The organism is Psychrobacillus sp. FSL H8-0484 (genome assembly GCF_038005325.1).
In the GTDB taxonomy this organism is placed as follows: Bacteria; Bacillota; Bacilli; order Bacillales_A; family Planococcaceae; genus Psychrobacillus.
On sequence record NZ_JBBOSZ010000001.1, the window covers coordinates 2,488,997 to 2,506,580 of the forward strand.

Here is a 17,584-nt window from a genome sequence, read left to right on the forward strand (position 1 = left end):
TCTTCTTAAAGTAACCTGCTACGTTAGTTCAAAAAGAAAAAAGGCTTTACCCCTTCTTGAAGTAAAGCACCCGTTAGTTGAAGAAGAAATATTTTACGTTACCACTTTACTTAAATATCTTTTACCCAAAACCAATATCTACCAGTGTTTTTTTTATTATTTGCAATCAACAATATAAAAGGAATAATGCCTAAGATAATATATAAAGTGATAAATATTGATGTTTGGAGAATTTCCATATTCTCAACTATTCCCATACAAATCATTAAGGTTCCTAAAAATAAATAAGGAAAAATTAATCCTTTTTGATAAGATTGAAACTTTTTCTCACCTAAAATAACTTTTGTTTTTTTTGATAAAAAAAAGTCACTCTTCATTAGGTGGCTAAACCCGAAAATTATCATTAATATTCCAAAAGCCATTTAAATCCCCCTTCTTTTTCTTCAACTAAACTGCACCGTTAGTTCAAAAAGAAAAAAGAGTTGCCAAAGCAACACCATGATCTTGAACTAAAGCACTCGTTAGTTGAAGAGAGTTATAAAGTAAGCATTTATTTCTTCTCCCAATTATGCATATATAAATTTGAAAGTTTCACTTCTATAATGGAATCTTTTTCAATATCAACTTCTACATCTTTATCATGTGGAAACAAATAAAATCCAAATGAATCTCCATCCCGATAATTTAAACCAGATGAACTAGAATGGTATATTTTATACGAATCCTCTTGAAATGTTGCTGTTGCGTTAACATGATTAATATGTGTAAAACCATTTTCGGTTCGTGCGTGTTCAATGCCTGATACTACTGTTGCACCTCTTAAACTATAAGTTCCACTAGACCTAAAGCTAACTTCGTAATCTGAATTACCATTGACAAATACTCTTTCTACGTAAATTTGGTTCTCCCCATCATCATAAAGCACTTTCCCCTCATTACTATCAAAATCACTCAAATCAATCTTCACAGAATATTCTCCATCAACAGGATATGATTGAATTTGATAACCTTCAACATCGTCAGCAATAAAACCAATTCCATTTATCCAAATATTCAGTAATCCACTAATCCAAAGTATAAATACAATTGTTCCCACACTAATTATTAGCACTTTAATAAAATGTGTTTTTTTCATTAAAACCCCACTTTTGTTCAATAATTTACATATATTAACTTATTCAACACAATCGAAAAAAAACCTTCTTCTTCAACTAAACTGCTGCGTTAGTTGAATAAAAAAAAGAGCTATCTAAACAACGCACTGACATAAAAAAATGAGACAAATAAAAGCACCTTTCGCTGAAAAACGGGTATACAATACCTAAATTCAATTCGGAGGTGTTTTTTCTATGGGAACAAGAGTCAGTTATCCAGTAAAAGTGAAAATGATGGCGATTGAAATGCGATTGGCAAAGGTACCGGTAAAAGAAGTAATGGAAAAATTGAACATTCGGAACAAAACGCAATTGAATAGATGGATGCATTGGTATCGAAATGGAAAAATACACCGTCTTAAAAAACCAGTTGGTAAACAATATGCCTTTGACAAAGGACCGGAATATGAAAGCGAGACAGCCAAGCTACAGGCAGAGAATCGGGATTTGAAGCAACAGATTGAAGTTTTAAAAAAGTACGCGGATTTGGAAAGGAAGTGGCGCCAAAAGTGGTAATTCAATTAGTCGAAGAATTAAAGGATGTTATGCCAATTGGCGAGATCTGTCGTCACCTAGGCGTAGGTCGCTCGTCATACTATCGTTGGAAAAAGAATGCGGATCAACTCACACAAAAAAAAATCGAGACCAGCAGATTGGCGACTTGTGTAAACAACATAAATTCCGATATGGTTATCGAAAGATTGCCGCCCTATACACGGGAGTTTGTGAGAAAACTGTGCAGCGTGTCATGCAAAAATATGGTTGGCAATGTAGGTGATTTTAACCATCTTTATTAAATTCAAACTAAACTTTGAGTTCTATAAAATTTCTTATAAATATCAGTAACCTACTTTAATACAAAGTTACTGGACAATATTATATTGTAATAATATACTCCCTATGCTATACTAACCTAGTAAACAATATTACTTCGTTTTGACATCCAATAATATCGATTGAAATAATTTCACTGGTTTGATTCCAGTCGGCATTATTGGGTGCCAAACCCGCAAGAACTCTTAAGGAACGAAGGGTTCTTCAGAAAAAAAGCATTATCTCTTTGGAGATAATGCTTTTTTTATTGACTTATGATGTTACAAATCAAAAGTATCATTCCACCTGATAGTCATTGTATTGTTTTGTGATACTTCTATCACTTCAGGGCCTTTAAACTTCTCCGATAGCTAAACAAAATTTGAAAGAATTTATATAACCAAAATAATAAAAAAACAAATAATAATACTCTCATGACTCCCCCAAAGCTCCAAGCAAGAAAAGGCTCATATTTACTTAACATATTGGTGTAAAAAGAAAAAGATAAAATAAAGATAAGATAAATGCTCATACCGAGATTCATTTTAAAAGCTCGTTTAATCGATTGGCGTTGTTCCTGTTTGTCATACGAGAATTGAGGCATTTCCTCTTCATTTTCATAATGCATAGCCCATATGGAATAATTCAATAATGTCATATTGGAGGAAAATTTAAGCTGCCACCCAAGTTCTTTGTGTGTTGCAAAATAGGAAGGGTGCACTTTATATTCAAACATGCATTCATATTTTATATTAGAAGGATTCGTTTTTCTAAATGTGAAGATTGCAGCTTTGACGCTCTCGAGCTCGTAGCCTTCTCTTGCAAGACGTTCAAGCCATTCTCTTGTTTCCTCAAGTTGATACATCCAGGCTCCTCTAAATTTACGCATTTTTTTACCTGTTAACATACTATCTATTTTCGCATCAAACTCTTGAATTTCGAATCGCCGATATGCTCTGAACACATAGATAGCAAACCAAGCTACTAAAACTATTTCAGCAACAAAAAATAATAGTATTCCTAAATTATGACCTAAAATATTCTCTTCCTCCATTGCAGAGGAAAGAATCCCTATGAGAAGGATTGGTAACATCGATGCTGATATATGCAAAGTGGCAAGTAGACTCAATACATATGCATGCGTACGATTTCGTTTCACATAAGCATCCCTTGATGGATACAATCGAATGGTTGGCTCTTCATTCACTAGAAATAACCATTTTCCGGATGAAACTGCAATCTCCCATCCAGCTTTTTGTAACGTTGGAGGCAAAGAGTGATTTTTTTGCCTGAATTGGATTCGGTAATTCACATTCTTGTTCTCGCCTTTTTCAAATGTAAATGTTCGCGTCCATCTGTTTACATGTGTTAAATGCCAACCTTTTATAGCCATTTCTGAAAGCCACTTCTCCGTGTTATCTACATTGTAGCTCCATAGACCTTTCACTTTCTTTATCACTGAAAGTCCCCCTCATAACGTAAGACATTGTCATGTAATTCTTTCAACCGATTCATTTCTACTTGCATAAGTTGCTTACCTAAATCCGAAATTTCATAAATGGTTTTGCGTTTTTCATCCGCATAAATTGTTATTATGTCATCTCGTTGCATTTTCGTTAATGTTCCATAAATCGTGCCAGAACCTAGTGTAAGCCTTCCATTTGTCATTTCTTCTACTCGTTTAATAATGCCGTACCCATGCCTTGGTTCTGTTAAGGACAGCAATATATAAAAAGCCGTTTCTGTCATCGGTACATACTTCTTAATTACTTTTTCCACTTATTCACCCCTCACATATGTCACACTTCGACTATGTCGTAACACGACTATATCACGACGCGATATATATGTGCAAAAAAAAAAGACTTAATTGAAAAGTCTTTTCAAACGGAAAAAATGAAAGCCATCTAATACATTAAATTGGCTTTCATTCTTCAATTTTATAATTAAGGATTTGTGCTAAAAGTTAGTTCCCTATTCTTCTTAACTGTTACATAATTTACACGCTCATGAATCCACCCTTCCTCTCCTTTCTTTCCACTACCTTCTAGTACAAAATTTTTTGGGTCGGCTGGTTTCATAGAATACATGATCTTGTAAACCTCTTCAGATTCTTCCGTCTTATGGCTAAATTCTAGGCTATCAATTACAAAATCAGATATTGCTTTATCCTTCTCAAGTAATTCAAATGCAGCAGTTTTTATATAATCCGTAAGTTGACTATTCGTAGAATCTGCTTTTATATAACGTATACAACTAGGAATTACTAGGATTAACATAATTGTTATGATCATTAGACTGAATTTATAGGCATTCCTTTTCTGGTTAGGGGTCGAAGCAATTAATCTCATGCAGGTACTTCTCCTTTCTCCAATAAGTACATCCTCTTCCTAACTTATTTGCATCAATATATGCATTTGAAACATAATAAAGAATTTTCACGTTGCATTCTAAAATAAAGGTTCTGTTCAATTAGGCTGTTGTTATTTAGATGAATATATTTGTGACGAAAATCCGCGAGACTCCTGTTGAAAAACAGGTTGCCAAGACCAAGTTATAGGAATAAATCCTAAAATCGCCACATCCATGTGGCAACAGATTTGCATCTGTCTGCTACGCCTTTCGACACAGAGTGGCTCTGGGACCAACATCCTGTTGCCCCGAGGATGCTTGGCACTTCCGTCCGCGGAAAGCGGGTGGATTTTCGACAGGTAACAACATATTCGTTTATCTTAGCCAAAATAAAAAAGGAGAGCCACCCAAATAAATAGGTAGCTCTCATTATTAAGGACTTGTGCTAAAAATCAGTTTGTTGTTATTTTTAACAGTTACATAATTTACTCGCTCATGAATCCATCCTTCTTCTCCTTCAATTCCACCTCCAACGAGTACAAAATTTTCTGGATCAGCTGGTTTTATAGAAAACATAAGGAGGTAAACCTCTTCTGATGCTTCATTTGTATGGCTAAGTTCTAAGCTATCAATCTTAAATTCGGCTATCGCATTATCCTTTTCAAAGAGTTCAGTAGCAGCTATTTGTATACTCTCCTTAAGCTGATCGTTAGGAGAATCTCCTTGTATTCGTATCCAGGTAGGAATTGCAATGATTAATACTGCTGCAATGATTAGTAAGTAAAGAGAAGGACTTTTCCTGCTATGACCTTTGGCAATTAATTTCATCTTGTCAATTCTCCTTCATCCTTTATGTAACATATGAACAGGATATGCAGAATTATGATTAGTCCTGCAGTAAAAAGAAGCACTTCGGACAATATTAATTGCTAAACAGTTGTTGCAAGGGGTCTCCTCCAAAATAAGCCTGTGTACAATAAGAAGATACCGAACATTAAAATGACACCTATATAGACAGACATCATTGTTGGGATTAAGTAAGCACCAATAATAATTGTAGAACGAGCGATTAGGTCTCCACCACTAAAGGAAAAATTCGAAAATGCAGAATATGACCCTCTTTTGTCAGCAGGAATCATATTCGCCTGCTCCGCATTACGTACAGGAGAATAGATCAATTCGCCAATTGTTGCAATAAAGTTAAACAAAATGAGAATGTACCACGTATTTGCTGAAGTGACCGTGACATAACCGATACTATATACAATAAGTCCAACGAGTAATACTTTATGGTTACTGAAACGATCTGTTATTTTATTAATAAAAAATGTAAAGCAAACAACAAGCAGCATATTTTCAATGTTAAGCATACTTAACATACGGACGCCTGCTAATTCAAAATCTCCAATATGTACAGACTTAAACGTTTCCGCTAGTCGAACTCCTATATAACTATTCAGCGAAAACTCTGCGGCAATAATAAACATGGAGCCAATCACGACTTTTACAAAAGGTCTATCTTGAAAAGCCACTTTATAATTTTGAATTACATCCAGCAATACATTTTGGTGCTGTTTTTCCAAAATGCTTGTATGCTCGTCTAGAAGCCAAATTTTATAGGCAATCGGAAGGAGTAAGGATGTAATTGAAAGTACCATAAAAAGTTCGATTTGGTGATTTACATAGAGCAATCCCCCAAGTGCTGCTCCAATTGCCATCGATAAATTTACTAACCAGTAATCGAGTGCATACACTTCTTTTCGATTCTCAGGTGTCGTCGAATCTATAATAATTGCATGCATGGCTGGTCGACCAAGACTACTTGTGATGATAAAAGCTACATACGCGAATGCAAATAACCAGATGATATTCTTTTCAGGAAATAAACTAATTGTCATCAATAAAAACATTAAACCACTTAATAAAGACGTTAGTACTAACACTCTTTTACGTGGAAATCGATCCGACATATAGCCACCAATTAAATTGATAAAAAAACCTATAATTACCGTACATACTAAAAATATACCAGCCCAAACTTTGCTCATTTCTTGTGCGAAAAATAGTGCCATAAATGGCATTACCGCAGATGATACTGCTCGATTAAAAAAAGAGGTAATTAATCGAACCTTAATATTTTGTGGGTAGTTTTTCCATTTCATCTTGTATACCTCCTCTGTCTTTAGTATATTAAACTAGACTTTTGAAATGAAAAATGGACATTTTAAACAATTATGTCTACTTATAGAGGTGCACTCGATGGATAAACATTTATTAACCTTATGGAATGCAGTCCCCTCCGGAAATATGAAACTGGATAAACTAGCAGAAGTGCTGGACTTAAGTCTAAAACAAACAACGCGCTATATACAGAAATGGTCAGCGGAAGGTTGGCTAATTTTTACATCAGGTCGTGGTAGAGGTAACGTTTCTAAACTTGAGTGGTTAAAGGACGTCGAAGCAATTTTCGAAGAACAAGTCATGCAGACCATCGAGGAAGAAACCGTGGAAGTGAGCAGCAAATACCTCTTATTTGACTGGTCAATGGATAGCAAACTGCGTTTAATGAATAAATTCAGTACAAAATTCGGGTATGTTCAAAATTCAAATGACAAGCTTGTGGTGCCTAGGAAACACCTATTCTTAACCATGCACCCGTTATATGCAGCTGACGTATCTAGTGCAAACATTGTATCAACTATCTATAATCGATTAGTTGCTGTAGATGAAAATGGAGTTGTTTCACCTGAACTCGCGCACAGTTGGGATATGACCGATAAGAAACTTCGACTTTATTTAAAGAAAGACATTAGGTTTCATGATGGTTCTATCTTAACTGCAGAAGATGTGGTCAACTGTTTGGATAGACTTCGTATTGAACAGCAATTTCAAACACTGTGGGAGCCTATTGAATATATTGAGGTAGTCGCTCCATTAGTTATCGATATAATTTTTCCAAATGGGTGTAGCTATTGCTTACAAATGTTAGGTACGATGAATACGAGTATATACAAGGAAAAGAATGATACATTGATTGGAACTGGTTGTTTTTATATCGAAAAAAACAATGAAACGAAAACGACATTAGGGGCATTTAAAGATTACTTTGGGGAAAGGCCTTTACTGGATAACATTGAATTCGTCCAAGTACCAGAAGAGTTCGTGATTGCCTATAGCTCCTCTAGCGATGCAAATGAAAAATCATTTTTCCCCGTAGAAAGTGACTCAGGCTTTGGCGTTGTTATTATGAATATAGCTCAACAAACAGCTATCCATAGGAAAGAGGTACGAGATTATATTCACTATGTCGTATCAAAATATCGGCATCAGATTCATGATGAAGGAGAGCGGATAGTCCCGAATTCACAAGGCTGTCTAATTGGTAAGAGTAAGTCTTACGATGTAAAAGAGGTAGCTTGTCCAGACTTGTCAAAGCCACTTGTGTTAAAAGATGTTAATTACACGAAAAACACAACGATTTGGTTAAAGGATATCTTAGAAAAAGAAGGTATTCCCATTCAAACAAAATGGGTTTCCTTTGCGGATAATATTTCTAATAAGGATTGGAACAGAAGTGTAGATCTTTTTATTCACGGAGAAATTTTTGAGATGAATCAAAACTTTTCATTTTTCCATTTTTTAATGAATGGCTACTCCCCTCTAGCTGATATCTTAAGGAATAATAACAAATATCGGAAGTTATTGGCGAGATATGCTCAGACTCCTTTTGAAAAATGGACAAACTTAAATTTACAAGTAGAACAAGCACTAATTGAGGACTCGATTATCATTCCATTATATTATGCTAAACGCCAAATTCCCTTTTCTGCAGATTTAATGAATATTAAAATTAAGCATTTCGGGTATGTCGACTTTTCGAAGCTTTGGGTGAGACCAGAGATTAAATAAACCCGTAGGACACATATTACGCAAAAGTAATACGTGTCCTACTATTGAATATGATTAACGGGTTAACAATGGTTTTACAATATTCCATCGCTCTCCCACCCTTCGCGCTCCAAAAAATAAGATACTATTCGTGTTGAGGCGCTACCAATTCGACCTTTATTCTATCTGGATCTTCAAAGAAAACTGCGTAGTAGTCATTTCCTCCCGCAAAGGGATGCTTATCTGTATAAAGGATGTGCACTCCTTTATCTTGTAAGCTGTTTGTGATCTCATCGACCTGTTGACGAGAATCTGCATGAAATGCGATATGATTAAGGCCTACTCGACTTCTGTGATATGGGACATCGAGGAATCTTTCCTCTGCCTGTACGAAAACAATGTAGGTTTCTCCCAATTTCCAACTCTGTCCATTTTCCCATTCTTGAAAAGTACAATACCCTATCTTCTCTAAAAACCAGCCCCAAAAATCAATGGACCTTTTTAAATCTGAAACATATAATTCCACATGATGAATAAGTCCCTTTGACATCTTATTACCCCTCTGTTTTATAAAGATTATAAAATTAGTTTTTTCTCTAAGTAATACTGTTGAAAACCTTTAGGATGGTCTTCTATTACCCCGACAACCTGATACCCAAACTTCTGATAAAAATCCGAAGCCTGAAAGCTAAAAGAATCCAATTGAATAAGTCTACACTGATTTTCTCTTGCAGTAGCCTCTATCTGATGTAATAATTCTATCCCGTATCCATTACCTCTGTGTAATTGATCAACCCATAGAAAATCAATATGTAAGTGATACCAAAAAATTGTCCCCGTTATTCCTCCCATAATATCTCCATCATCATTTCGAAGAATAAAGCTAACGTTTTTCACAGGATGTTTTACCTCATCAGGTAGCACCGACATGTTATACTCAATAACCTTCTGTCTAATATAATCACTATCCGCTTGATTCCATTGCTTAGATATATGCATCATAATCCTCCTTGCCAAAATATAGAATATAATTTTAGCATACATAGATGTTGGAATATCATGCTATTTTCTAATTTCCTTTTCTCTCCGCTTGTAATTTTTCCGAGCCTCCTCCTACGCTACGTGCGGGGTCTCGGCTGTCTCGCTTTCCCACAGGAGTCTCACGCCGCCGTGCTAAATCCTATAGTACACGGTATCGTCACATCAAATATTTATCATAAAAAATTCTGTAATAGAGTTTTTCATTTCCCTTAGTTCGTACTAGTATCCTTTTTCCTTCCTATGTAAAGTAAATGAGATGATATTCCAAGAATATGAGGATCTGTCGCATTTTCTATCAATAGTTTGATTACTTTTTCTACTTCTTGTTCCCCTTTGTTTCTCCAGTAATTCCAGTTTTCATTAGTTAAGTTTGCACCTACGTTTGACCCTAATAGCTCCAAACTTTCAAACCCTTGTGCTTCCATAAATGGTTTGATTTCATCGATATTATAATAATAAGCTCCAGTAAAACGCCCTTCATCTGCATGATTAAAGCAACCTGATTCCGAGAATTGTAAGATCGAATCCATATTATTATTTGGTTTCCAATTCTCTGGAGACATAAGGGATGAAAAAACATGTCTAATCCTGGACATAAAAGCTTCAAAAACAATTCCATCTTTTTTCGTCACTCTATTCAATTCTTTTACTGCTTTTATACGATCATTTGCTTCCTGTAAGTGATACATTGGCCCAAGCATTAAGGATGCATCGAACTGATTATCCGCTAGGTTAGTAAGTTCTCTAGCATCTGCAACATAAAATCCATCAAACCGTTCATTTAAATGAAGTTCTTGTGCTTTTTTTTCTGCAATCTCTACTAGCTTTGAAGTTAAGTCTGTCAGCGTTACCTTATAGCCAGCTTTAGCCAGTTCCATGGAATATTTTCCTGGTCCAGCTCCGTTATCTAATACACATCCATTTTCAGGCAAATATTTTTTAATATAGTGCCAATTCACATGGAATTCGATTGGTTCTCTATCTAAACGTCCCCATTCATCAAATTTCTCATAGTAATTAATAATCTTACTCATACACTCACCCACATTCATATTAGTTAATCTATACTTCTATAAAGGAATACCTTTTTCCTTTATTGAATTTATTACATACAATAATTTACATTTAAATGGAATGAATGTTACAATTATTCCATACAATTCACTTGAAGGTGCGATGTCATATGCCATTAGAGCAATAAGTGTATGGTTTGTTAATTGGTGGTTTCGCAGTTGTTATGGGAATTGCAATCATAGTTACTTTGTTCCTTTGGATAAAAAATAACAACAAGAACTCTGGATATGTTTGGACATTATTACATCTAATACTTTTCTCTATTGCTATATACTTTGCCTTCCATGCAATTTCTTTTGATCATAATCATCCAATGGCATCTGAAGAAATTTCACTTCAGCTAGGGATTGCCGGAGTTATTTGGGCGTTTAGTATGACATGTTTAATTGTAGGTATTTTCAACTTTTCAAAATCGGGAAAGTATAGTTCTTCTTGACAGTGGTAGAAGAACTCTTTTGACTAAGGAGCTATTTGAATTGAGGCTGGATTATAATTGGAAGGAGAGACCAAATGAATACATTTACAATAGTAAGCTTACTGATTGTATTTGCGATCTATCTATTTATTACCGAGTTTTACTTGAAAAAGAAACCCATATTCATTCGCAATTGATATCGTCATTATTTTCTTATTTATTTTTAGCACTATGAGCTTGATTGAAAGGTCTAATTTCCAAACTTACTCATTGATCGTAGTAAGTCCAATGTTTGGACTGTTTTTTTTGTTAGGTTTAAATCGTGGATTGGAGGAATGGCTGTTCCACCGAGATAAGAAAGTATACTATTACGAATGGTTAGGTTCTTTCATGAATTTGATAACATTTTTTATTATCCTAATAGGTGAGCAATAATCATCAAATTCTCCATTTAAGAGTTTTTATGGCAATTGAAATCATATTTTTTATATTCCCCATTTTCGGATGAAAACCTTAAAATATTCCCGTCCTTTGATATGCCTTCAAAATAAGATCCTATACATCCAGTGGTACATCTGTGTCCAGATAATAAAATGTTCACTTCTCTTTTTCCATATTCCGCTTCTAGTTCCTGCATGAACTGAAAAACCCTTTTCATATAACTTTGTATTTCTTCCACACCTTTATATACACTGGTATCTGGAACTATTCCATTCATTTTTACTTCGCCTTTTTTTAATCTGTCAGCCTCTCCTAAATCAAAAACATCCAATCTGTCATCAGCTATTGCTTCTAAACCTGTCGCTATCTCAGCTGTTTGGATAGCTCTTTCTTGTGGAGAGGAAAACACAAAATCAAATTTTATATCTCTAAGCTTGTCACTTAAACGTTCCGCTTGCTTAATACCATAAGGATTTAATGGTAACCCCAGTCTACCTTGCAATCTTCCTTCTTTGTTCAAATCTGTCTCCCCGTGTCTAATCACATAAATCATTGCTGCACCCCCCTCCTACATGTTAGATCCCCTTTTTGCTTTTCTAACCATCCAGTGCTAATTTACCATTCATAAACTGAAGGATTCACTTGCTTTGACTGGCATAAAGTTTGAGGGATTTAATTCTTCTGATTCAATTACAATGGCAGTTAACCCAGTATTCGTTGCTGTTTCATGTCCTTCGCCTTTTTCCCAATAGACTGCATCACCACTTTTAACAAAATATTTTTCAGCAGCATCACCTCGAACCCAGCCTTCACCACCCACAATAAGCATTAATTGCGAAACAACAGCTTGATGAAATCCCACAATCCCGTTTGGACCTAAATGCATACAACCAATTTGCGTTGGCTTTTCTGTCTTTATAATTCGAGACATGATGAAATTTGAATTAAAATGAGCAATACCTTTTCCAACCTCTTGATCAAATCTATAAAATTTCACTTGAAAGTCCTCCTTACATTTGCGTATCCTTATATATTCTACATAAAGATCATATAACCATTTATTTAGATCCATTATCACTAAAAAATTTATTACTAACATAGCAAATACAAAAAGAATCCACTTTGAACAAAAATGTGTTCAAAGTGGATTCTTTTTTAAGAGACCTAAATTTAAGATGCCTGTAACAACTCTTTATCTTTTCTTCCATGTAACCAGTGATATAGAGGGATACAGCATAAAATGACCACGACCATGGATACAAAGATCGGGCGGTATCCAGTATTTGGTACAATAAATCCTAGTAAAAATGGACCCACACCCAAACCGATATCATATAAAATGAAATAAGTAGAAGTCGCTAAGCCAAAGCGATGAGGAGGTGTTACTTTGACTGCTACTGTCTGTGCAATGGAATTGAAGTTACCATAACCCAATCCAATAAATGCTGCTGCTACTAGCAACATCCAACCAGCTGTAGCTTGACTAAATAGGAACATACCTACGGCAAAAATGACTAAGCATGGGTACGTCACAATATTTGCTCCTCTTGTATCCATCAATTTCCCTGTAAATGGACGAGAAAAAATAATAACGATGGCATAAACTAAAAAGAAATAGCTTGCTGCCGAAACTAAATTAATTTCCTCTGCGTAAAACGATAAAAAAGACATGACGCCAGAATAACTAAAGCCGATCAATAAAGCGATCAGTGAGATTGGCACCGCTTTTGGTTCTATGAATTTTGACAGTAACGCCCCTTTTTCCTCTTGAGATACATTAGATTTATTTATTTGTACATCGATTTTAACAGTTGCATAAATGATTAAACATACGATAGATAACGTCACACCTAATGCAAAAATCCATTGGAATCCATTCTCAAACTTCATCAATAATATACCGATAAATGGTCCTATAGCTGTCGCTAAAATAGCACTTAAACTATAATAGCCAATCCCTTCCCCTTTACGGGTTTTCGGTAATATTTGAGCAATAATAGTGCCAGTGGCCGTACCTGCAATACCCACTGCGATCCCTTGTAATAAACGATTAACAAGTAACAGACTTATATTGAATGCTAAGAAATACAAAATCGATGTGACTGAGAAAAATAGTAAACCAGCCCACAACGTTTTTTTAGTACCAACATCACTTATAATCCTACCAGCTCCTAATCGACCAATTAAAGAACCGATAATAAAGATACTAGAAACTAAACCGGCTGTACTAGTAGATGCACCATATTCAGTTTTTGCATACGATGCAATGGTAACCATTAATAAGAAAAATATGAGTGTAATTATAAAATTAATCGTGGATACAATCATGAATTCTTTTGTCCATAGTTTTTCTTTCATCACTTACTAGCCTCTTCTCAATAAATTCGCGCTCACTTTTTCAAGTACTTCCTCTGCTACTTTTCTTTCTTCTTGTGAAACTCCTTCTAGCAATTGTGCTTGAAATAAATACATCGCTTCCCTACCTTGTGCATACTTTTCCATACCTTTTGGTGATAAGTGCATAACTTTCTGCCTTTTATCTATTCCAGGGGAAATATATATGATTTCTTGCTCCACTAACTTCTGAGCAATCGGTGTGACCGATGGTTTTTCCACTCCCCAATAAGCTGCAACATCTGTAAAAGTAGAAGGGCCTATTTCCGAGAGATAGCGGATCAATCCCCATTGAATTTCAGACAACTCATAAGGGAAAAGTACCTCGTTTGTCTGATTGCTATAAGGACGATGTATTAATTTTAACTTCGAAAAAAATGAATACATAATTTCTCCTTTCAAATTCATAATCCAATTTAGTTAGTTAGCCTAACTAATAGTATTACCAATCTAATTATTTGTAAAGATAATAATTGTAAGCACTCAATCCTGGTTTGTTATTCAATTGTTTTATAGCCTTTGTAAAAACTAGTAAAAGACATAAGTAAACTTCTAAAATCTACTTGAAGATTATGATATAACACATTTAAATCTTTGCGGGAATAAAAATCTCCTTCATACACTTTAGCGATTATCATACATTCTATAAATATTTCTAAATACCTTTCGATGATGATTTTAAACTAAGTCTAATTAAAAAAAGCCGAGAGTATATCTCTCAGCTCAGCTTGACGACAAAAGTATTTTCTGATGTTTGATTTGTTTCTTTTGACATGCTGTTCCCACTCCTGTCTGCAATGTTCTTACAGAGCTATAATTAGAGTGGATTATTAAACTGTGACATGCAGAGTAAATACTTTGAAAGACCCTTCAATAAACAAGTTATTATCTTTGTCAAATAACCTTGTAACCATATTAAAAAAACAAAAGAAACTGACTGCCACTCCTCTTGTTTTAAATTTAATGGTATTGGAACCAAGCAAACCATTTATTATTTTTTTCTTAACTATATAGAGCTCCCCTAATGATGCACTTTGAGCTGGTAATAGCCTTGGAAACCTTAGCCTAACAAACCAAGAATGGTCTGCTACTTCTTTACCACAAAAGTTAATAGCCATTTCATAGTAATTCTCCTCAAATCCAGTTAAGTTTGGCATAGGATTAATAATCTTAATCCTCCACTCTTTGTAATCAGGACTTGAGCCATAGACTTTTGGGATAATTTCATTTAAAGCATTTAAAAGCTCATTTTTATCTTTTTCAGTAGTTTTCATCAGCATCTCTGTTTTAGGACATTCTAAGCCATCTGGTTTTGCACCTAAGGAGATTGTTGGACAAATAAAAATAAAAATAATTAAGGTCATTAAGATTTTTCTCATGTTCTCACCTCAGAATAGTTTTTCCCGAATTCCCTTAAAAAATTCTAGATAATTTGCTCTTATTGGCACAAGATATATATGAAAAATACTTTAGAAAGGCATAATACCCCATGAGAAAATTAACTTTTATCTTAACTGTCACAATAACTCTTCTGATAATTCCAAATAATACTTATACTCAAAGTAAACAACCTGATTATAAACTTCTTTATGATACATTGATTACAACCCTTTACCCATCCATAGAACAGGAAATTATTAATTACTATGGCTATCCCAAGCAATATGGTTTATATGATGCTAAGATTCTGAGTATCATCAGAGAACCTGAGGGTCAGTTTAGCTTTATTGCAAAAATCCAAATCACAACATTTGAACATGCACATGACCCTCCTTATGGTAAAGAAATTATGACTTTTAAAATAAGTCCATTTGGGGTTAAAACAATTAGCTTTAAACATAAGGGAGATAAAGAAGAAAAAGAAATTAATGAATTCTATAGTGCAACACTTTCAGATATAAAACAGTCTTTTAATTTAAATTTAGAGCCTTACTCTTCATACACATATAATCAGTTGCAATACCAATCAGAAATAAATAATGAATTTAAATCTCTTTTTAATATTGCTGAAGAAATTGTAACCAACATTTTGCTTCCTGAGAGAAAGATACCCTACAAAAATGTTATAGACCCTGTAACCTTTATAAAAGGCAACACAGGTTATATACTCTTTAAAAGGTCTGATGGTACAAATGTAATTTATCAAGTACAAAAGAAAGATGGTAATTGGATAGTAACAGATAAAAAAAGTAAACAAGGTAAGAAAATGGATTATAAATTACTATGGTATGTAAAAAAAAAATTAAGCCTGACTGATTTAAATTTAATCAGCAGGCTTGTTTAAGTATATAATAATAATGATGTTAGTTTATCCTGTTACACATATTCATTTTCAAAAAGCCTGTCCACTATACATTCCATTCATCACTTAAATATTTTTTGCCCAACCTTCTGCCATCTGGCTTCTGCAAGAATTTCCTGTACATAAAAAGTAAATTGTTTTTTTAGTCATCATCTTAGTCTCCATTATAAGAATTGTAATGTTATATATAGTCCTAATAGCGTGAAGAAAAGAATCGGTATTGTTAATACAATCCCTGTTTTAAAATAAGTTCCCCATGAAATTTTGACACCTTTTTGAGATAAAACATGCAGCCATACTAAGGTTGCAAGTGACCCTATCGGCGTAATTTTAGGGCCTAAGTCAGAACCAATAACATTTGCATAAATAAGTGCTTCTCGGATGGTACCCGAAGTATTCGTTTCAGCAATTGCGAGTGCATCGATCATTACAGTTGGCATGTTATTCATCATCGACGATAAAAACGCGGCGATAAAGCCCATCGACATCGTTGCAATGAATAAACCTTGCTCGGCAGCTACTTGAATTACTCCTGCTAACGCATGTGTTAGCCATGCATTTCCCAACCCATATACGACAACATACATCCCAACGGAGAAAAATACGATACTCCATGGCGCACCTTTGATAACGGCTGCGGTATTCACCGCATTACTTCTTTTCGCCATTAGTAAAAAGAAGATCGCGATCACTCCAGCAACGATTGAAACTGGAAGATGAATAGACTCACTTGCAAAATAGCCGATTAGTAAGATCCCAAGTACATACCAGGAAAGGTGAAACATCTTTACATCACGAATCGCTTCTTTTGGTTCTCGTAATTTGGTTAAGTCGTACGATTTAGGAATACTTTTTCTAAAATAAAAGAACAGTATTGCAATCGTAGCAATAAGTGAAAATAAGTTCGGTATGATCATCCGTAAAGCATATTCTATAAATCCGATTTGAAAGAAATCAGCCGATACAATATTAACTAAGTTACTCACAACAAAAGGTAACGAAGTTGTATCCGCAATAAATCCACTCGCCATAATAAAAGGAAAAATCATCGTTTCCTTAAAATTCAAATTTCGAACCATTGCTAAAACAATTGGTGTCAGTATAAGTGCTGCTCCATCGTTTGCAAAAAAGGCCGCAACAATTGCACCTAAAATACTGACATAAACAAACATTTTAATTCCATTACTTTTTGCAGCCTTCGCCATATGAAGAGCAGCCCATTCAAATAATCCAATCTCATCTAATATTAATGAAATCAGTATAATTGCAACAAATGACAATGTTGCATTCCACGTAATTCCGATTACTTCTTTTACATCCTGAATTCCTACAACTCCAACTAATAATGCGATGATAGCTCCACCACATGCAGTCCATCCAATAGATAAATTTTTAGGCTGCCAAATAACTAACGTCAGTGTTAAAAGGAAAATCAAGGATGCTAAAATCGCGTCAGTCAATTTGACCTCTCCTTTACTTAAATAAAATTATATTACGAGTTACAACATGAGAAGCCTTCGAAAGCTTTTAAAAAATTACTGTAACTATAAGTTCCAAATGTATCTTTATTACCTTTAAAGAACTGGTCGAACATAAATGTTCTAGCTGTTTCTAGCGAACAATTTCTTGCATTCATAATTAACTTCAAATATGAAACAAAATATTCTGTTGATAATTTCCCACCGTTATTGACCGTCATGTTTCCTCACT

General features: G+C 34.5%; 23 protein-coding genes and 2 pseudogenes. 7 read left to right on the forward strand and 18 right to left on the reverse strand.

Annotated features, from left to right (window positions below):
- Nucleotides 1–110: 110 nt before the first annotated feature.
- Entirely contained in the window at nt 111–422 is a 312-nt protein-coding gene (locus tag MHH81_RS12070; RefSeq protein ID WP_340921503.1) for a hypothetical protein, read from the reverse strand.
- A 128-nt stretch (nt 423–550) separates the two neighbouring features.
- Nucleotides 551–1,135: a hypothetical protein gene (locus tag MHH81_RS12075; protein ID WP_340921506.1), complete on the reverse strand. Its 585-nt coding sequence runs from the start codon at nt 1,133–1,135 to the stop codon at nt 551–553.
- Between the two features lie 214 nt (nt 1,136–1,349).
- Between MHH81_RS12075 and MHH81_RS12080 the strand changes: the two genes are divergently transcribed.
- From MHH81_RS12080 to MHH81_RS21355, 3 genes and pseudogenes are all read left to right on the forward strand, one after another.
- Nucleotides 1,350–1,670, forward strand: coding sequence for a helix-turn-helix domain-containing protein (locus MHH81_RS12080; protein ID WP_340921508.1), 321 nt, complete (start codon nt 1,350–1,352; stop codon nt 1,668–1,670).
- Nucleotides 1,664–1,759: pseudogene (locus tag MHH81_RS21350) on the forward strand (helix-turn-helix domain-containing protein); the annotation flags it as partial. The gene MHH81_RS12080 and the pseudogene MHH81_RS21350, both read left to right, overlap by 7 nt.
- On the forward strand, nt 1,756–1,932 hold the full coding sequence (locus MHH81_RS21355; protein ID WP_445678137.1) for a transposase: 177 nt from the start codon (nt 1,756–1,758) through the stop codon (nt 1,930–1,932). The pseudogene MHH81_RS21350 and the gene MHH81_RS21355, both read left to right, overlap by 4 nt.
- Before the next feature lie 375 nt (nt 1,933–2,307).
- Here the strand turns inward: MHH81_RS21355 and MHH81_RS12085 are convergent, their stop codons facing one another.
- From MHH81_RS12085 to MHH81_RS12105, 5 genes are all read right to left on the reverse strand, one after another.
- On the reverse strand, nt 2,308–3,426 hold the full coding sequence (locus MHH81_RS12085) for a DUF2812 domain-containing protein (RefSeq protein WP_340921510.1): 1,119 nt from the start codon (nt 3,424–3,426) through the stop codon (nt 2,308–2,310).
- Nucleotides 3,423–3,716: a PadR family transcriptional regulator gene (locus tag MHH81_RS12090; protein WP_340925236.1), complete on the reverse strand. Its 294-nt coding sequence runs from the start codon at nt 3,714–3,716 to the stop codon at nt 3,423–3,425. The genes MHH81_RS12085 and MHH81_RS12090 overlap by 4 nt, the downstream gene beginning before the upstream one ends.
- A gap of 197 nt (nt 3,717–3,913) precedes the next feature.
- A complete protein-coding gene (locus MHH81_RS12095; RefSeq protein WP_340921512.1) occupies nt 3,914–4,318 on the reverse strand; it encodes a hypothetical protein in 405 nt (134 codons plus the stop codon).
- A gap of 433 nt (nt 4,319–4,751) precedes the next feature.
- A complete protein-coding gene (locus MHH81_RS12100) occupies nt 4,752–5,147 on the reverse strand; it encodes a hypothetical protein (protein WP_340921514.1) in 396 nt (131 codons plus the stop codon).
- A 101-nt stretch (nt 5,148–5,248) separates the two neighbouring features.
- Nucleotides 5,249–6,481 carry an MDR family MFS transporter gene (locus MHH81_RS12105; RefSeq protein ID WP_340921516.1) on the reverse strand — a complete coding sequence of 411 codons (1,233 nt, stop codon included), beginning with the start codon at nt 6,479–6,481 and terminating at the stop codon, nt 5,249–5,251.
- 97 nt (nt 6,482–6,578) lie between these two features.
- On the opposite strand from MHH81_RS12105, the gene MHH81_RS12110 reads away from it, so the two are divergent.
- Nucleotides 6,579–8,228 carry an ABC transporter substrate-binding protein gene (locus MHH81_RS12110; protein ID WP_340921519.1) on the forward strand — a complete coding sequence of 550 codons (1,650 nt, stop codon included), beginning with the start codon at nt 6,579–6,581 and terminating at the stop codon, nt 8,226–8,228.
- A gap of 124 nt (nt 8,229–8,352) precedes the next feature.
- Here MHH81_RS12110 and MHH81_RS12115 read toward each other — a convergent pair whose 3' ends face one another.
- The 3 genes from MHH81_RS12115 to MHH81_RS12125 form a co-directional block, all read right to left on the reverse strand.
- The gene (locus MHH81_RS12115; RefSeq protein ID WP_340921521.1) at nt 8,353–8,757 is read right to left on the reverse strand and encodes a VOC family protein; all 405 of its coding nucleotides are present in this window, start codon (nt 8,755–8,757) and stop codon (nt 8,353–8,355) included.
- Between the two features lie 26 nt (nt 8,758–8,783).
- A complete protein-coding gene (locus MHH81_RS12120) occupies nt 8,784–9,209 on the reverse strand; it encodes a GNAT family N-acetyltransferase (RefSeq protein ID WP_340921523.1) in 426 nt (141 codons plus the stop codon).
- A 248-nt stretch (nt 9,210–9,457) separates the two neighbouring features.
- Complete coding sequence (locus MHH81_RS12125; RefSeq protein WP_340921525.1) at nt 9,458–10,282, reverse strand: class I SAM-dependent methyltransferase; 825 nt, start codon at nt 10,280–10,282, stop codon at nt 9,458–9,460.
- A gap of 167 nt (nt 10,283–10,449) precedes the next feature.
- On the opposite strand from MHH81_RS12125, the gene MHH81_RS12130 reads away from it, so the two are divergent.
- Both MHH81_RS12130 and MHH81_RS21360 read left to right on the forward strand, forming a co-directional pair.
- Complete coding sequence (locus MHH81_RS12130; protein ID WP_340921528.1) at nt 10,450–10,758, forward strand: hypothetical protein; 309 nt, start codon at nt 10,450–10,452, stop codon at nt 10,756–10,758.
- Nucleotides 10,759–10,968: 210 nt separating this feature from the next.
- A complete protein-coding gene (locus MHH81_RS21360; RefSeq protein WP_445678092.1) occupies nt 10,969–11,172 on the forward strand; it encodes a DUF4181 domain-containing protein in 204 nt (67 codons plus the stop codon).
- Nucleotides 11,173–11,188: 16 nt separating this feature from the next.
- Here the strand turns inward: MHH81_RS21360 and MHH81_RS12135 are convergent, their stop codons facing one another.
- The 5 genes from MHH81_RS12135 to MHH81_RS12155 form a co-directional block, all read right to left on the reverse strand.
- Entirely contained in the window at nt 11,189–11,731 is a 543-nt protein-coding gene (locus tag MHH81_RS12135; RefSeq protein WP_340921531.1) for a histidine phosphatase family protein, read from the reverse strand.
- A gap of 69 nt (nt 11,732–11,800) precedes the next feature.
- Nucleotides 11,801–12,175, reverse strand: a complete 375-nt coding sequence (locus tag MHH81_RS12140; RefSeq protein ID WP_340921533.1) for a cupin — start codon at nt 12,173–12,175, stop codon at nt 11,801–11,803.
- A gap of 173 nt (nt 12,176–12,348) precedes the next feature.
- The gene (locus MHH81_RS12145) at nt 12,349–13,536 is read right to left on the reverse strand and encodes an MFS transporter (RefSeq protein WP_445678138.1); all 1,188 of its coding nucleotides are present in this window, start codon (nt 13,534–13,536) and stop codon (nt 12,349–12,351) included.
- Between the two features lie 6 nt (nt 13,537–13,542).
- Nucleotides 13,543–13,959, reverse strand: coding sequence for a MarR family winged helix-turn-helix transcriptional regulator (locus tag MHH81_RS12150; protein WP_340921537.1), 417 nt, complete (start codon nt 13,957–13,959; stop codon nt 13,543–13,545).
- A gap of 443 nt (nt 13,960–14,402) precedes the next feature.
- Nucleotides 14,403–14,951 carry a hypothetical protein gene (locus MHH81_RS12155; protein WP_340921540.1) on the reverse strand — a complete coding sequence of 183 codons (549 nt, stop codon included), beginning with the start codon at nt 14,949–14,951 and terminating at the stop codon, nt 14,403–14,405.
- Nucleotides 14,952–15,061: 110 nt separating this feature from the next.
- Between MHH81_RS12155 and MHH81_RS12160 the strand changes: the two genes are divergently transcribed.
- A complete protein-coding gene (locus MHH81_RS12160; RefSeq protein WP_340921542.1) occupies nt 15,062–15,856 on the forward strand; it encodes a DUF3888 domain-containing protein in 795 nt (264 codons plus the stop codon).
- Nucleotides 15,857–15,923: 67 nt separating this feature from the next.
- Here MHH81_RS12160 and MHH81_RS12165 read toward each other — a convergent pair.
- The 3 genes and pseudogenes from MHH81_RS12165 to MHH81_RS12175 form a co-directional block, all read right to left on the reverse strand.
- Nucleotides 15,924–16,024, reverse strand: a pseudogene (locus tag MHH81_RS12165) (arsenate reductase/protein-tyrosine-phosphatase family protein); the annotation flags it as partial.
- Between the two features lie 14 nt (nt 16,025–16,038).
- Nucleotides 16,039–17,334 (reverse strand): arsenic transporter, encoded by a 1,296-nt coding sequence (locus MHH81_RS12170; protein ID WP_340921546.1) that lies wholly within the window; start codon nt 17,332–17,334, stop codon nt 16,039–16,041.
- 32 nt (nt 17,335–17,366) lie between these two features.
- Complete coding sequence (locus MHH81_RS12175) at nt 17,367–17,573, reverse strand: hypothetical protein (protein WP_340921548.1); 207 nt, start codon at nt 17,571–17,573, stop codon at nt 17,367–17,369.
- Nucleotides 17,574–17,584 lie beyond the last annotated feature (11 nt).